13 protein-coding genes, 1 other RNA gene and 4 pseudogenes are annotated in these 14,627 nt (G+C 67.4%); 5 read left to right on the top strand and 13 right to left on the bottom strand.

What is annotated here, in order from left to right; translation table 11 throughout:
- Positions 1-85 precede the first annotated feature (85 nt).
- Entirely contained in the window at positions 86-640 is a 555-nt protein-coding gene (locus QM708_RS15715; protein ID WP_415110680.1) for a TetR/AcrR family transcriptional regulator, read from the top strand.
- A 187-nt stretch (positions 641-827) separates the two neighbouring features.
- Here the strand turns inward: QM708_RS15715 and QM708_RS15710 are convergent, their stop codons facing one another.
- From QM708_RS15710 to QM708_RS15695, 4 genes are all read right to left on the bottom strand, one after another.
- Complete coding sequence (locus QM708_RS15710; RefSeq protein ID WP_415110677.1) at positions 828-1,679, bottom strand: Cof-type HAD-IIB family hydrolase; 852 nt, start codon at positions 1,677-1,679, stop codon at positions 828-830.
- A gap of 182 nt (positions 1,680-1,861) precedes the next feature.
- The gene (locus tag QM708_RS15705) at positions 1,862-2,476 is read right to left on the bottom strand and encodes a sugar O-acetyltransferase (protein WP_415110674.1); all 615 of its coding nucleotides are present in this window, start codon (positions 2,474-2,476) and stop codon (positions 1,862-1,864) included.
- A gap of 53 nt (positions 2,477-2,529) precedes the next feature.
- Positions 2,530-3,105 carry a TetR/AcrR family transcriptional regulator gene (locus QM708_RS15700; RefSeq protein WP_415110671.1) on the bottom strand — a complete coding sequence of 192 codons (576 nt, stop codon included), beginning with the start codon at positions 3,103-3,105 and terminating at the stop codon, positions 2,530-2,532.
- The gene (locus QM708_RS15695; protein ID WP_415110668.1) at positions 3,092-3,697 is read right to left on the bottom strand and encodes a sugar O-acetyltransferase; all 606 of its coding nucleotides are present in this window, start codon (positions 3,695-3,697) and stop codon (positions 3,092-3,094) included. The genes QM708_RS15700 and QM708_RS15695 overlap by 14 nt, the downstream gene beginning before the upstream one ends.
- Before the next feature lie 60 nt (positions 3,698-3,757).
- Here QM708_RS15695 and QM708_RS15690 point away from each other — a divergent pair, with 60 nt between their 5' ends.
- The gene (locus tag QM708_RS15690; protein ID WP_415110665.1) at positions 3,758-5,428 is read left to right on the top strand and encodes a glycoside hydrolase family 13 protein; all 1,671 of its coding nucleotides are present in this window, start codon (positions 3,758-3,760) and stop codon (positions 5,426-5,428) included.
- A 111-nt stretch (positions 5,429-5,539) separates the two neighbouring features.
- Here the strand turns inward: QM708_RS15690 and QM708_RS15685 are convergent, their stop codons facing one another.
- The gene (locus tag QM708_RS15685; protein ID WP_415110662.1) at positions 5,540-6,406 is read right to left on the bottom strand and encodes a Cof-type HAD-IIB family hydrolase; all 867 of its coding nucleotides are present in this window, start codon (positions 6,404-6,406) and stop codon (positions 5,540-5,542) included.
- 15 nt (positions 6,407-6,421) lie between these two features.
- On the bottom strand, positions 6,422-7,657 hold the full coding sequence (locus tag QM708_RS15680) for an MFS transporter (protein ID WP_415110659.1): 1,236 nt from the start codon (positions 7,655-7,657) through the stop codon (positions 6,422-6,424).
- Positions 7,658-7,806: 149 nt separating this feature from the next.
- On the opposite strand from QM708_RS15680, the pseudogene QM708_RS15675 reads away from it, so the two are divergent.
- Positions 7,807-8,990, top strand: a pseudogene (locus tag QM708_RS15675) (MFS transporter).
- A gap of 96 nt (positions 8,991-9,086) precedes the next feature.
- Here QM708_RS15675 and QM708_RS15670 read toward each other — a convergent pair.
- Positions 9,087-9,767, bottom strand: a complete 681-nt coding sequence (locus tag QM708_RS15670) for an alpha/beta fold hydrolase (RefSeq protein ID WP_415110657.1) — start codon at positions 9,765-9,767, stop codon at positions 9,087-9,089.
- 50 nt (positions 9,768-9,817) lie between these two features.
- Between QM708_RS15670 and QM708_RS15665 the strand changes: the two genes are divergently transcribed.
- Positions 9,818-10,513 carry a helix-turn-helix transcriptional regulator gene (locus QM708_RS15665; RefSeq protein ID WP_415110655.1) on the top strand — a complete coding sequence of 232 codons (696 nt, stop codon included), beginning with the start codon at positions 9,818-9,820 and terminating at the stop codon, positions 10,511-10,513.
- Between the two features lie 67 nt (positions 10,514-10,580).
- On the opposite strand, the pseudogene QM708_RS15660 reads toward QM708_RS15665, so the two are convergent.
- The 5 genes and pseudogenes from QM708_RS15660 to QM708_RS15640 form a co-directional block, all read right to left on the bottom strand.
- Positions 10,581-10,685, bottom strand: a pseudogene (locus QM708_RS15660) (excalibur calcium-binding domain-containing protein); the annotation flags it as partial.
- A 114-nt stretch (positions 10,686-10,799) separates the two neighbouring features.
- Positions 10,800-11,111 (bottom strand): annotated as a pseudogene (locus QM708_RS15655) (choline-binding protein A); the annotation flags it as partial.
- Between the two features lie 9 nt (positions 11,112-11,120).
- Positions 11,121-11,300: pseudogene (locus QM708_RS15650) on the bottom strand (choline-binding protein D); the annotation flags it as partial.
- Positions 11,301-12,463: 1,163 nt separating this feature from the next.
- Positions 12,464-12,833: a transfer-messenger RNA gene (gene ssrA, locus QM708_RS15645) on the bottom strand.
- Positions 12,834-12,978: 145 nt separating this feature from the next.
- A complete protein-coding gene (locus tag QM708_RS15640) occupies positions 12,979-13,563 on the bottom strand; it encodes a DUF1707 and DUF4870 domain-containing protein (RefSeq protein ID WP_415110651.1) in 585 nt (194 codons plus the stop codon).
- A gap of 82 nt (positions 13,564-13,645) precedes the next feature.
- On the opposite strand from QM708_RS15640, the gene QM708_RS15635 reads away from it, so the two are divergent.
- Complete coding sequence (locus QM708_RS15635) at positions 13,646-14,014, top strand: FKBP-type peptidyl-prolyl cis-trans isomerase (protein WP_415110648.1); 369 nt, start codon at positions 13,646-13,648, stop codon at positions 14,012-14,014.
- Positions 14,015-14,070: 56 nt separating this feature from the next.
- Here QM708_RS15635 and smpB read toward each other — a convergent pair whose 3' ends face one another.
- Positions 14,071-14,547, bottom strand: coding sequence for an SsrA-binding protein SmpB (gene smpB / locus QM708_RS15630; protein ID WP_415110645.1), 477 nt, complete (start codon positions 14,545-14,547; stop codon positions 14,071-14,073).
- Positions 14,548-14,627 lie beyond the last annotated feature (80 nt).

Below are 14,627 nucleotides of genomic sequence, written 5' to 3'. Positions count from 1 at the left end.
GCGGGCGTATCTTTCGGTGAACGGCACGGACCGCGGACGCAGGCGGGCAACGACGAGACTGAGAACAACAAGACAGGGGACACCCATGACCGAACGACGCACGGCGATCGCCGAAGCCGGCGTCCGGCTGCTGGCCTCGCGCGGCGTCCGGGCATTGACCCATCGCGCCGTCGACGCCGAAGCCGGCCTCCCCGCAGGATCGACCTCGTACTACGCCCGCACGCGTCGCGACCTGATCGGACTGATCATTCAGCATCTCGCCGAGCGAACTGAGGTGGACCTGGGCGCCCACCACTTCGACGGCGAACTGACGGTCGACTCGGTGGCGGACGCGCTACGTGCGGGCCTGGACGCCACCCTGCGGCGCGCCGACGATCACAAGGCGCGACTGATCCTGCTGCTGGAATGCGACGGCGACCCCGATCTGCGCGACTCCCTGTCCACCCGCCCACAGGTCAGGCAGGGCTTCGTCACCACGGCCACCCAGATCCTCGCCCAACTCGGCGTCGAGGACGCCGACGCCCGCGCGCTCGACCTGATCGGGCTGCTCGACGCCCTCCTGATGCAGCGCATCGTCCGCGGCGCGTCGTTCGACGACGGCGCGGTGCTACGCGCCTACCTGCGCGGGCTCACGAGCTAGCGGACCGTCCTCGAAGTCATCCACGACGACACGGTTGGCGCTGCGCGCCGTCCGGCGCAGCCTCATAGGCCGACCACCCCATCGACCATGCCGAAACCTCACCTCAATGCAAAGTTGTGGTCAGTAGACGCACCACAATGTTGCATTGACGGCCACGAACACACGCGGACGCGCCGGCGTGAGGGCGCTACTTGGCCCCGGGGTCGCCGAGGAGGCCGAGGTGGTCGAAGGCCTGGTAGAGGCCGTCGTCGTTGACGTCGGCGGTCACGTAGTCGGCGATCGCCAGCATGTCGTCGGAGGAGTTGCCCATCGCCACGCCCACCGCGCAGCACTCCAGCATGGGGATGTCGACGGTGGCATCGCCCATCGCGACAGTGTCGGCGCGGTCGGCGCCGAGGTGCGCCAGTAGGACGTCCACCGCGTGCGCCTTGTCGATGTTCGCCACTCCCAGGTCACCGAACAGGGCGTGCGAACCGCGTCCGCCCCAGGTGCCGGCCTTCAGCTGCGGGAACGCCTCTTTCGAGTCGAGGTGATCTTGGTAGTCGCCGAGCAGGAAGCTGATCTTGTTGATGTCGTCGCGGTAGAGATCGGCACCGTGGATCATCTCGGGGAAGATCTCCTCGACCGTGATCGTGTCGGAGTTCGGAGCACCCTTGCCCGCGGAATAGGCACGCATGGCCGGCAGCGCGGCCGTCTTGAAATGCTCGCTGCCGTACAGGCCCGAGTTGGCCTCCAGGTAGAACTCGAGACCGCGCGCGTGCAGCCAATCCACGATGGCCCGGCATTCGTCCAGGGTCAGGGTCTGGTGCATGACGACCTCGCCGCGATGTTCGACGTAGGAGCCGTTCCCACCGATCATGCCGTCGATGCCGATCTCCCACAGTTCCTCATACATCTCGGCCTTGCTGCGCCCGGTGGTCAGGTACACGAGGTGACCGGCCCGGCGAGCGGCCTGGATCGCCGCCACGGCCGAGTCGGGAAGCTGGTTGGAGTAGTCCACGACCGTGCCGTCCACGTCGAGGAAGATGATGCGCGGCATGAATGCCCTTTCTGTTGGTGTTAGTGCAGCGAGTGATCTGGAGCGGCGAGCCGCCAGCAGTGGAAGGGAGCAACGAGCCCCGCGCGCGTGGGTGCGCAGATGAAAGCGCCGGCGTGGGTGGCGGCGTCCGCGCCGAGGGAAACAATGCGGACCAACCGCAGCGGTTCTAGGTTCACGCAGGGTCACTCCCCCGGCCTCGTCGCGGGGTTGCCTGCCGCCCCGGCCAGACGGACGACGCAGGCCGGGTTGCCCTGCGCGATGACGTTCGCCGGGATGTCGTCGGTCACGACCGATCCCTCGACGATCACGCTGTTCTCGCCGATCGTCACCCCTGGGCACACGATCACTCCCCCGCCGAGCCACACGTTGTCGCCGATCGTGATCGGCCTCGCGGCGGCGGTCGTCTCGCGGTGACCCTCAGGATCAGTGGGCCGTGCCGGCGTCAGCAGTTGGACGTTCGGGCCGATCTGGCAGTCATTGCCGATGGTGATGGACGCCACGTCGAGCGCGGTCAGGTTGTAGTTCACGAACGTGCGCGCACCGATGAAGATGTTCTCGCCGTAGTCCACGAAGAACGGGGGCCTGACGATGGCCCCCTCACCCAGGTGGCCGACGAGTTCCTCCAGCAGGTGCCGCGCATCGTATCCCAGCGTCTCAGCACGGAAATACAGGTCGGCCTTCAGCGCTGCTTCGCGCGCACGGCACTCGAGCCCCTCCCGGTCGACGGGCACCGCGGCACCGGCTCGTCCATATTCCCGGCCCGGACGAAGGGTCCTTGCGATACACACGTCCGTCATGGAGCCACACTAACACGATATGTGTACGTCCGTACACACCAGGGCCATGCGCGTCACCCCTGCGCGGTGATGCGTGCGACCGCCCGGACGACCTCGGCGGGGTCGCGATCCTCCACATCCAACGCGCGGTGGATGGTGAGGCCCTCGATGAGGGCGTCGAGCATGCGGGCGGTCTCGGGGTCGAAATGCCGTTCCAGCGCCACTCGGCTGCGGCGCATCCAGTTGGTGGTGATGTCGCGGAACGCGGCATCGCGCGAAGCCAGCGTGTACAACTCGTGGGTGACGACGAGGTCGTCGGATTCACCGAACACGTCTTCGAGGATGATCGCCACCACCGCCTCGCGCGCGGACTCGACATCGACGGCTTCCGCCATCCGGCGCTCGAAGCGGTCGGCGACCTGATCGGCGAAGCGGGTGAACGCCTCGCGCAGCAACTCATCCATGCCCGAGAAGTGGTAGGTCATCGAACCCAGCGGAATGTCGGCAGCCTCGGCAATCTTGCGATGCGAAGTGCCGGCCACCCCGGCCTCGGCGATCACCCGCAGACAGGTGTCGATGATCCGGTCGCGCCGGTCGGGGTCACTGCGGCGCGGACGGCGTCCGGACGCGGCAGGCTTAGCGGCCGGCATCGGCGTCCTCCCCGATGCTGCGGATGACGCGGGCGGGATTGCCCACCGCGACGACGTTGGCGGGGATGCCCTTGGTCACCACCGACCCCGCGCCGATGACGCTGTTCTCGCCGATCGTCACGCCAGGGCAGACGATCACACCGCCGCCGAGCCAGACGTTGTCCTCCAGCACGATCGGTTGCGCGGCCTCGAGTTTGTCGCGGCGCGGCTTCGGGTCGATCGGGTGCGTCGGCGTCAGCAGTTGCACGTTGGGGCCGATCTGGCAGTCCTCACCGATGGTGATGGACGCCACGTCGAGCGCGGTCAGGTGGTAGTTGACGAAGGTCCGCGCGCCGATGGAGATGTTCTCGCCGTAGTCGACGAACAGTGGCGGCTTCACGTACGCCTGCTCGCCCAGATGGCCGAGCAGGTTCTCCAGCAGGGAGCGCGCGCCGGGATCCTCCGCCACCGATGCGCGGTGGTAGGCGTCCGCCAACCGCACCGCGCGGTGCGCGAGGCGGCTGCTTTCGGGATCGTCGGCGATGTAGAGATCCCCGGCGAGCATCCGCTCGCGGTTGGTGCGCGGATCTCCGGCGAAGTAGCTGTCGGTCATGGGGAAAAACTAGCAGGTTTGATATGGACGTACGTACACATATGTCGTAGCGTTCTTCTCATGACCGATCCCCTGTCTGCCACGATCCCCCTCCACACGCCGGCCTCCACCAACGAGTGGTGGCGCAGTGCCGTGATCTATCAGGTCTACCCGCGGTCGTTCGCCGACGCCGACGGTGACGGCATCGGCGACCTGACCGGCATCACCTCGAAGCTGCCCTACCTGCGCCGCCTCGGCATCAACGCCCTCTGGATCTCTCCGTTCTACCCCTCGCCTCAGGCCGACGCCGGCTACGACGTCTCCGACTACTGCGACATCGACCCGGTTTTCGGCTCCCTCGCCGACGCGGACGCCCTCATCTCTCACGCACACCAGCTTGGCTTGCGCGTCTTTGCCGACCTGGTGCCGAACCACACCAGCGACGAGCACCCCTGGTTCCAGCGAGCACTCGCCGCCGAACCCGGGTCCCCCGAGCGCGACTGGTATCTCTTCCGTGACGTCGATCCCGGCAACCCCGACCAGCGCCCGAACAACTGGCAGTCCGATTTCGGAGGCCCTGCCTGGTCGAAGACGCCTGACGGCAAGCAGTGGTACCTGCACATGTTCGATTCCAAGCAGCCCAACCTGAACTGGGAGAACCCGAAAGTGCGGGCCGCCTTCCTCGACATCCTCCGATTCTGGCTCGACCGGGGCATCGACGGATTCCGGGTCGACGTTGCCCACGCCCTGATCAAGGCACCGGGCCTTCCCGACTTCCATCACACCCGCGACGACTTCCTCACCGGCGCCATTCCCACCTACGCCGCCCCCTTCTATGACCAGGACGACGTGCATCTGATCTACCGGTCCTGGCTTGAAGTGCTCGACAGCTACCCAGGGGATCGGGCGATGGTCGCCGAGGCCTGGGTACAGCCCTACGACAGGCTCGCCCGTTACGTGCGCCCCGATGAGTTCCACCAGGCCTTCAACTTCGCCTTCCTCCAGTCCCCCTGGGAGGCCGGTGCGCTCCGTCAAGGAATCATCGACTCCTACCGCTCCAACGACGCGGTCGGCGCCCCGACCACCTGGGTACTGTCCAACCACGACGTCGTGCGGCACCTCACTCGCTTCGCCCTCGACCGGTTGCGCCCCTCCGGTTTGCGGCCGGACGACCCGGCACCCGACTACACGACCGGCCTACGGCGGGCGCGCGCGGCGTCCACCATGTTGCTCGCGCTGCCCGGTAGCGCCTACCTCTACCAAGGCGAAGAACTCGGGCTCCCCGAAGTCATCGACCTGCCCGCACACGCTCGCCAGGACCCCACCTTCCGCCGTACCGAAGGCGACCGGATCGGACGCGACGGCTGCCGCGTTCCGATTCCCTGGGTGAAGGACGCTCCCGCCTACGGCTTCAACGACACCGGTGAATCCTGGCTGCCCCAGCCGGCACTCTTCGGCCAACTCGCCGCCGACCAGCAGACCGGACGCGATGGTTCAACCCTGGAGCTGTATCGCGCACTCCTCGCCGTCCGGCGCAGTCGCGCGTTGGGCGAGGGCCAGCTCACCCTGGTCAATCTCGGCGAGGACATCGTTGCCTTCGACGTAACCACCGCCGCCGGCGCGATCCGCGTCGTGCTCAACCTCGGCGAAACCGGTTGGCCGATCCCGGACGGCGCCCGGCTGCTCGCCGCCAGCGATCCCAGCGTCAGCGATGAGGTCCACACCGACACCGCCGTCTGGCTCACCATCTGAGCGGTCGGCCACAAAAATCCGGTTCAGTGCGCCGGCCTCATCGGCAGTGGCGCACTGAACCGGATCATTCGGCCCTGGCATCACCTTTCTCTTCGGTGATGACCACCCTTGCTAGCGGGGAAGAAGTTCCTCGAGAATTCCAAGCACCCCATCTTCGGAGTTCGAAGGTGCCACCCGGTCAGCAATGTCGCGAATGTCTTGGGGCGCGTTGGCCATCGCGACGGACAGCCCGACCGCCTGCAGCATTTCAAGGTCGTTGTAGCTGTCGCCGAAAGCGACCGCCTCGGCGAGATCCACACCCCAACGATGCGACAGGCATTCAAGGCCGAATGCCTTGTTGTAGCCGGGCGCATTGAGATCGGCATCCTCCGGGCCCGCGACGACCGCGGTGAACTCCCCCTCCAGCAAGGCCTGGAACTCGGACACGAAAGCGCGGGGGTTCTCTAGCTGGAGCGTCGCCTTGACGATGTCGTCGGCAAACTCGAGGACGTCATCGACGACGCGCATCCGCGGAAAAAAGCGCCTGGCCCAAGCCAGATCCTGCTCGGAAAACCGTGAGGGAACCAGCCCACCGTCCGGCGTTGAGACGAGATAGGTGAGGCCACGCTCCTCCAACGCGGAGACCATCAGCCGGCCCGCACCACGGCGCGGGGCCGGCGCGTGGAAAGGAGCCTCGTCGCCGATGTCGTACAGGAAGTGGCCGTTCTCGGCAACGTAAGCCACCTCATCGGCGGGCTCGAAGAACGACCTCAGCTGCCAGTACTGGTTGCCGCTGGCCACCACGAACCGGACGCCGGCCTTCCGCATCCGTTGTCGTAGCCGAAGAAACCGCTCGCGGTCGTAGGTCATGTCCGGCCTGAGAAATGTGCCGTCCATATCGACCGCCACCAGGGAGATCCGCACGGTCAGTTCCGCCTTTCGTCGATGCGTGATGATCAGTTCTGCACCTGCCGGGGTTCGCCAGGTGCGCTTGAGCACAGGGGCCAGGATGGTTCAGAGCGAGGCGTGAGAATGACTGCCGGCCACGCCGGGGCGTCCGCCGAGAACGCCGGCAAAGATGACGACCAGGACCCCGGCCACCGGAATGATCACCAGCCCCGCCCGCAGGCTCGTGGCATCCGCGATCACCCCGACAAGCGGTGGGGAAAGCAGGAATCCCAGCCGCATCAGCCACGACACGATCGTCAGTCCCGTGCCGTGGCGCAGCCCGGGCAGATCGTCGGCCTGCTGCATCGCGGCCGGCACCAAGGTGGCGACGCCGAATCCGGCGGCGGCGAAGCCGAGGATGCTACCCGGGACTCCCGGGAAGACCAGGGCGACCCCCATGCCGGCGGCGACCATCATTCCCCCGGCACGGGCCACCACCCGCTGCCCGAAGCGATCGACGAGACCATCGCCCATCAGGCGTCCGAGGAACTGGGCGCCGACCAGAGCGATGAAGCCGGTCGCCGCCAAGGCAGCCGGAGCACCGAGCGAGGTGAGGTAGAGCGTGGCCCATGAGTTGCCGGCGTCCTCCACGATCGTGCCTGCCATGGCGATGATGACGAGGGCACCCAGCACGAGGACCGTGCGCGTGGTGAGGCCGCGCCGCGGGACGGCATCCGGCACCCGGGCGCCCGCAACGGCGTACTCCTCGGGTTCATCATCGCGACCCGGCAGGCAGAACCTCAACGCCGTGAGCGAGACGACGGAGAAGAGGACGGCCGACAGCGCCAGATGGGCAGGGAGCGGGAGCCGCAAGGCGATGGCCCCGGCCGCCATGGCGCCGCCGAGGACCGCGCCGATCGACCACACCGCATGGAAGGAGTTGAGGATGGAGCGGCCGTAGTTGCGCTGCACTCGAAGAGCGTGAGCGTTCTGCGCAACGTCGGTGATCGCGTCCATCGCACCACCGAAGAACAAGCCGAGCGCGAAAAGCAGGACCGTGGGCGAGAGCGCGGCCGCGAGCAGGCCGAGTCCGGTCAGGATCGTGCCGACGACCGCGACTTTGGCCGACCCGAAGCGACGGATCAGCGTCGCGGCCGCCAGCCCGGCCACGATCGCACCCACCGGAAAGGCGGCAACCGAGAGTCCGTAGACCGCGTTGCTGATCCCCAGGGACTCCTTGATCTCCGGGTATCGCGGGAGGATGTTGGCGAGGATCGCACCGTTGGTGAGGAACAACGCGGCGACCGCGCCGCGTGCCCGCCGGTCGGCAGCCGAGGCGAGGGAATGGACAGCCACACTCATACGTACGATCGTACATATTGATGGTCACGCGGACAACTCCCGAATGAACACATGCGCACGTACGTACACATCAGCTGTACCGTGGTGGTGGCCTCCCGCCCGGCCTTCAGGCATCACGCCGCACCGCGCCCTCGAACGAATGCGATCCCATGTACTCCCTGCTTCTGGCGATCATCTACCTCGCCTTCATCAGCCTCGGCCTTCCGGATTCCCTCGTCGGCTCCGCCTGGCCGGTGATGCACACCGACCTCGGCGTCCCACTGTCGTACGCCGGCATCGTGACCATGGTCATCGCGATCGGCACGATCGTCTCCAGCCTGCAATCCGACCGCCTCACCAAGCGGTTCGGGCCGGCCTGGTCACCGCGGCCAGCGTCGCGCTAACCGCGGCCGCGCTGTTCGGCTTCTCGACCTCGGGCTCGTTCGTGGCGCTGTGCCTGTGGGCGATCCCGTACGGGCTCGGCGCGGGTGCGGTGGACGCCGCGCTCAACAACTATGTGGCGCTGCATTACGCGTCCCGGCACATGAGCTGGCTGCACTGCTTTTGGGGTGTCGGCGCCTCGATCAGCCCGTTCATCATGGGCCATGCCCTCTCCGACGGGTCCGGCTGGAGCCACGGCTATTGGATCGTCGGCGTGATCCAGGCCGCCCTCACCGTCGGGTTGTTCCTCACCCTTCCGCTGTGGGGCAAGCACCGGGCGTCCGCCGAGGAGGCCGGCGAGGTCGACCTGAACACCGCTCCCCTGCCGCTGGCCCAGGCCGTGCGTATCCCCGGCGTCCCGCTCATCCTGCTGGCCTTCATGGCCTACTGCGCCGCCGAGGCAACCCTGATGCTGTGGGCGTCCACCTATCTGGTCGGAGCGCGCGGCGTGGATGCGGCGACGGCGGCACGGTTCGCGGCGCTGTTCCTGCTCGGCATCACGCTGGGACGGTTCCTGTCCGGCTTCGTCGCCGACCGGTTCGGCGACAAGCAGATGATCCGGATGGGCGGCCTGATCGCGCTGGGCGGCGTCGTCCTGATCGCGCTGCCGGTCGAAACGGACGTCCTCGCCCTGGGCGGTCTGGTACTGGCCGGGTTCGGCTGCGCGCCGGTCTACCCCGCGATCATCCATTCCACCCCGGCCAACTTCGGGCGGGAGAACTCCCAGGCGATCATCGGCATCCAGATGGCCGCCGCCTACACCGGCACCACCGCCATGCCGCCGCTGTTCGGCCTGCTCGCGCAGTACATCGACATCGGCCTGTTCCCGTTCTTCGTCGGGGTCTTCACCGTCCTGCTGCTCGCGATGACCGAGACGCTGAACCGGCGGATGGCCGTCCGCTCGGCCGTCTGAGCGGCCAACGCCTCGGCCGGCGTACCTGACCGCCCGAATCCGGACGCCGCACTGGCGCGATGGCGACAGCTACGCCGTGGCGCTGACCCTTGGGGATCATGGCCGGCAAAAGCCGGCGATCACCCGGGCGACGGACGCCGGATCCTCCAGCATCGGCAGGTGACCGGCCGCCACCTCGTCGACGCGCGCAGCGCCGAGACGTTCGGCGAACCGGCGCTGCAGCGCGGCGGGGAGTTCCTTGTCGTCGGTGGTGACCAGGTAGCCGCGCCGCTCACACCAGGGCTGCGTGCCGGTGCGATCGCGGTAGTAGCCCAGCGGTTCAGGAGTGAAGCCGGCGACGAGCCGGTCGACCGTGGCGGGGTCGAGGGCTGAGGCGAGCGTCGTCCGGATCGCCGACTCCGGCGGCCGGGTGCCGGCGATCCGCATCACCGCGCCGAGGATCCAGCGGTTCGGAACCGGCATCGCCGAGAGGAACGATCCCCCCGGCTTCGGGACGACCGCGCTCACAGCCAGGAACCCGGCCACCCTCCCGGCCGCCAGCCGGGCCACCTCGGCCCCGACCACACCGCCGCCGGAGTGGGCCACGATGGTGAAGCGCTCCGCGTCCACCGAGGCCAGCGCGGCGTCCGCATAGTCGCGTAGCCGCTGCCCGCCCGCGGGCCGGGCCGCCACCCGGGTGTCGTAGCCGTCGCCGAGTTCGCGGCGGGCCGCGTCCCAGATCCAGCCGGGCAGCCCGGCGCCGCCGATGAACAGAACAGTGGGTGACGAGGTACTCATGGTGCCGATCCTCACCCCCGCCGATGTCACCTGTATGTCACTATTTCTGGGTGAGTCGCACCGATCGCCTGTATGCCCTGCGCGAGGAACTGCGCCGGGCCGGGCCGGCGGGGCGCTCGGCCGAACGCCTGGCTGAGATCTTCGAGGTCAGCGTCCGCACCGTCAAGCGCGACATCTCGGCGCTGCAGCACGGCGGATTCCCGGTGCGCGCGCGGCCGGGCCCCGGGGGTGGCTATGTGGTGGACGCCGCCGCGACGCTGCCGCCGGTCAACTTCACCGATGCCGAGGCGTCCGGCCTGGCCGCCGCCGTGAACGCGCATCGCGGCCAGCCGTTCGACGGTCATGCCCGCGCCGCGCTCACCAAGGTGTTGGGTGTGATGGACGCCGCCGCGCGCGAGCGGGCCGACGATCTGGGCCGGCGGATCTGGATCGATCACACCGACAGCCCCGACGACGCGCGGATCCGGCGTGCGGTCGAGCAGGCCGTCCATGAGCGTCGCGTGCTGTCGGTGCATCATCGAACCGAGGACGGCGCCGAGGAGGCCACCCGGATCGATCCGGTGTTCCTGGGGCACACCCGGGGTTGCTGGTGGGTGGTCGGTCATTGCCGCAGCCTGGGGGCGATCCGCTGGTTCCGGCTCGACCGGATCACCGTCGCCCGGGCGCTTTCGGAAGCCGCCGACGACATTCCGGTGGATGCCGTCGGCATGCCACCGCCCACGGCGGCGTCCGTGTCCGACGGCTGACGCTCCCGTTCAGCAAGCGCAGGTCACGAGGCGATCCCCTGATGCGACGTTTCGGCGTCCGGTGGGGCTAACGCCGCTCACACGCGACGCCATCCCCGTCACGATCCAGATGCTCGCCGTAGCCCGGCTGCCCGCGGTAGAGGGGCGCCTTTCCAGCTCGACGAACCTCGCTACAGTTCTTGTAGAGGACGCCACCCCCTGAACCCGAGCCTGAACCCGACCCGGACGAGGCATAGCCGAGCCAGACACCGCTGCCGGCGAAATTGCTGAGACGACCATCGATCCGGTACTGACCGGTCACCATGGCACCATTCGGCTTCAGGTAGTACCAGGAGTTACCTTGCTGCAGCCACCCGGTGAGCATGCTGCCGTGGGCATTCAGGTAATACCAGGCTCCGCCGGCCTGCACCCAGCCGGTCACCATCTGTCCACCGGGCTCCAGGTAATACCAGGACCCGCCGACCTGAACCCAGCCCGTCGCCATGGCCCCGTCGGCCTTCAGGTAGTACCAGGACCCAGCGTCCTTGACCCAGCCGGTCTGCATCGAGCCATCGGTGTTCAGGTGGTACCAGGAGCCTCCGGCTTTGACCCATCCGGTCTGCATCATGCCGGTGGCATCAAGGTAATACCAGCTCGTTCCGCTCTTTACCCAGCCTGTTTGCATCGCGCCGTCAGTATTGAGGTAATACCACCCCTCAGCACGGTGAAGCCATCCGGTCTGCATCACGCCGGTGTCGGCGAAGTAATACCACTTACCCTGGTCGTTCAGCCACTCATCGAGTTTCATGAAACCTTGCGCGTTTGCGTGGAACCAGTATCCGAAGACCGAGAACCACCCTTTCTTGATGGATCCTCGGTCATAGAATCCAACACCGGCCTCATCGGCACCGAAGTCGAGCACCGCACCGAAATCGCTGAAGTCATAGCCGGTGAATCCGGTCACCGTAATCACCTCGGAGAGGTATTCGTACTCCACGCCGTCGTCATTCACCGCCAGGTAGACGAAGGCGCGATCACCGGCGGCCGGAACGGTCAGGGCGACCGTCCCGATCCTTCCTGCAGACAACTGGACAGGGTCGCTCCAGTCGGTGAAGAACATCTGGGCGCCGTCCGCGATCCCGGAGCCGACCCGGGCTTGCGTCACCGTCGGATTGACACCACCGTCGATGTTCCAGTTGGCGAAGATCGTCCGGCCCGCGACCACGGTCTCCACATCCACCGAGAGGAGGACATCCAGCGAGTCACTCGCGGCCGCCGTGTCCATCATCGGCGCGGCTGCAGCCTTTGCCGTCACGACGCCGCCGGGATCAAGGTGGGACGCCTCGCCTCCCGTTGCCATGGCAGTCGTCGCCGAGGTCACCATCAGCGCTGCGGTGCCAAGCAGAGCCAGCAACGCGCGGTAACGACTTTTCTTCATCGGCCTCATCTCGAGACCTCCCCCTCCGTTGAGGCTGTCGGCAGTTGACCGCCGAGGGCACCACGTCCATGTGGGCACCCGAACGCAACGATAGGGGCGCAAAGTCACCGCCACCTTCGGTAACGACAAACTCGTGCGCGAGTCGGCCGACAGGTTTGGGGCCCTCGCGCTCTTGCGCACGGGTTGCACGGTCGCGCACGAAATCTCGTCGGCAAGCGTGCAACTCGTGCGCGCGGAACACTGGGATGGGGCGAAGGCGGCGGGCTGCGGGGGCTCGTTCGTCGATCCCGCCCTCGCGGACCTGCGGCGTCGGCACCAAGCTCGCAAAAATCAACCACTCGACGCTGGCTGCAAGGGCCTTCGGCGCCGCCGAGTGGCTGATTCTCGCGAAAGATCCCACCGAACCCGAACCAAGCATCCGGGTGGTACCGAACGAGCCCTAGGCGTCGCTTACGACCGAGCACGGACGAAGGACACCATGAAACGCCAGAACCTCGCACAGCGGGTCGCTGCACGAGGTTCTGAGCACATCACAGTGGAGGTGGCGGGAGTCGAACCCGCGTCCTCAAGAGGCGAACCAGGCATTCTCCGGGCGCAGCCGATGGTGTCGTTCTACTCGGCCCCCACGCTCGTCATCGGCACGTCGTGGACAGGCCCAGCCCTAGTAAAGTCCCGTCCATCCGCCAAGGCGTCAGATAGACAGCAAGCCTCCTAAATGAGGCCAGACACCGGACGGAAGGCTACATCCGGGCTGACCCTTCGATCGCTGATCAGGCAGCGAGAGCGAAGTCTGCGCGATTGTTTTCGGCAGTTATTGTTTTTCCAGGCTCGTTTACGAGATGTCCTGGATCCTCGGCCCGCTTCTCCTGGAACTACCGTCCCAAGTCGAAACCAGTCACCCCCTGTTGAGTTGTTACCCGCGGAGCCGAAGCCCCGCGAGCACTTCAGCGTACACCACGCCGAGACTGAGCGCCCAACGTGCAAGGGTCCACCGCCAGCCGACCCGCCAGGCATGGTCTCAACACCCGCGGACGCCGGCGCATTCCCGTCAGCGCCCGGATTCGTCGATCACCTTCCAGGGGATGACCCTCATCACAGGGTTGGTCCACGGCTGCCCCGACAGGGCCCGCGCTCCCCCGGTGATGCTGAGCACCAGCCAGCCAACAAAGCCGATCGTCATGATCAAGCCGACGAGACCGCCCGGCAGGAACGGGCCCGTCAGAGCGCCGGTCAGGATGCAGGCGATGCCGGCGGTGAACTGGAAGTTGAACGCCTTGGCCGCCTCACGCCGCGCAGGCGTCCCCGGCGTGGCCAGCGCATAGAGAACCAGTGGGCCCAGGATCCAACTCACCAACCCCGAGAGGTGGGCGAACCCGCCGACGCCGGTCGCCTGCGGATTCCGTGCGGGCGCCGGCGCCATGAACGCGGCCGCCGGTGCCGGCGTCCGGGGAAGATCGACCACCACGGCGTTCAGTTCGCGCCGGGTTTGCGCCCTCATCACCAGGCCCAGGCGCCGATCCAGCTCGACTTCGTCGAGGCGGCCGGCGGCGTAGGCGTCCGACAACAGAGCTTCGGCACGGCCGCGCTCGGCATCGCTCACACGCAGGGACAGTGACGGATGTTCGGCAGGCATGCCACCATGGTGCTCCGGTTTCCCGGCACGCCCATCGGGTGATCCCCGGAGTGCGCCCGAGGCGCCCGTTAGGGTGGGGCTCATGGAGAAACCAATCGTCGAGATTCCCGCCGAAGATCCGCCCGCCACCCTCGTCCTGGATGACATCGAGGTCGGCACCGGCCCCGAGGCCGTCCCCGGTAAGCGGGTGGCCGTGCACTATGTGGGCGTGGCCTGGTCGAACGGTGCCGAGTTCGACAGCAGCTTCGACCGCGGCGAACCGCTGGTCTTCCACCTGGGCGCCGGTCAGGTCATCCAGGGCTGGGACACCGGCATCGCCGGCATGAAGGTGGGCGGACGCCGCACCATCACCATCCCGCCGCACCTCGGCTACGGCGCGCGCGGCGCCGGGGGCGTGATCAAGCCCAACGAGACGCTCGTGTTCGTCTGCGACCTCGTCGGCGTCGCCTGAGCGACACCACGACCGGCATCAAAGCGGCGGGGGCCCAAGGCTCCCGCCGCAGTGCGTTACCGGCGCGCCTTCCGGTTGCGCACCGCCATGGCGCGCTGGGCCTCGCGATTGGCATCCCGTTCGGCGATGGTCTGGCGCTTGTCCCAGTCCTTCTTGCCGGTCGCGACGGCGAGTTCGACCTTCGCGTAGCCGTCGGAGAAGTAGATCGACAGCGGCACCAGCGTGCGGCCCGAGTTCGACACCTCGCGCTCCAGCTTGGCGATCTCGCGGCCGTGCAGCAGCAGTTTACGGTTGCGGGTCGGCCCGTGGTGGTGGGTGCCGAACTTGTACTCGGGAATGTTGACCCCGCGCAGCCACACCTCACCGTCGTCGACGGTGGCGAAACCGTCGGTCAGCGACGCGCGCCCGGCGCGCAATGACTTGACCTCGGTGCCGAGCAGGACGATGCCTGCCTCGTAGCGGTCACCGATGTGATAGTCGTGACGGGCTTTCTTGTTCTGGGCGACGAGGACACGCCCCTGCGGTCGTGGCATGACCTTGTGCTCCTTCTCAGCGTGGGAGCGACATCATACTCGCCGTCGGCGCCGAGCGGTCAGCGTCGGCACGTCGCCGC

Source organism: Propioniciclava sp. (assembly GCF_047602245.1).
GTDB lineage: Bacteria > Actinomycetota > Actinomycetes > Propionibacteriales > Propionibacteriaceae > Propioniciclava.
Note: the sequence above shows the minus strand (reverse complement) of the source record. Positions and strands in the feature narration are given on the sequence as shown.

Coding starts and splice junctions, on each gene's coding strand:
- QM708_RS15690 (WP_415110665.1), top strand. CDS start 3,758: ATGACCGATCCCCTGTCTGCCACGATCCCCCTCCACACGCCGGCCTCC.
- QM708_RS15670 (WP_415110657.1), bottom strand. CDS start 9,767: ATGAGTACCTCGTCACCCACTGTTCTGTTCATCGGCGGCGCCGGGCTG.
- QM708_RS15700 (WP_415110671.1), bottom strand. CDS start 3,105: ATGCCGGCCGCTAAGCCTGCCGCGTCCGGACGCCGTCCGCGCCGCAGT.
- QM708_RS15710 (WP_415110677.1), bottom strand. CDS start 1,679: ATGCCGCGCATCATCTTCCTCGACGTGGACGGCACGGTCGTGGACTAC.
- QM708_RS15695 (WP_415110668.1), bottom strand. CDS start 3,697: ATGACCGACAGCTACTTCGCCGGAGATCCGCGCACCAACCGCGAGCGG.
- smpB (WP_415110645.1), bottom strand. CDS start 14,547: ATGCCACGACCGCAGGGGCGTGTCCTCGTCGCCCAGAACAAGAAAGCC.
- QM708_RS15680 (WP_415110659.1), bottom strand. CDS start 7,657: ATGAGTGTGGCTGTCCATTCCCTCGCCTCGGCTGCCGACCGGCGGGCA.
- QM708_RS15705 (WP_415110674.1), bottom strand. CDS start 2,476: ATGACGGACGTGTGTATCGCAAGGACCCTTCGTCCGGGCCGGGAATAT.
- QM708_RS15640 (WP_415110651.1), bottom strand. CDS start 13,563: ATGCCTGCCGAACATCCGTCACTGTCCCTGCGTGTGAGCGATGCCGAG.
- QM708_RS15635 (WP_415110648.1), top strand. CDS start 13,646: ATGGAGAAACCAATCGTCGAGATTCCCGCCGAAGATCCGCCCGCCACC.
- QM708_RS15715 (WP_415110680.1), top strand. CDS start 86: ATGACCGAACGACGCACGGCGATCGCCGAAGCCGGCGTCCGGCTGCTG.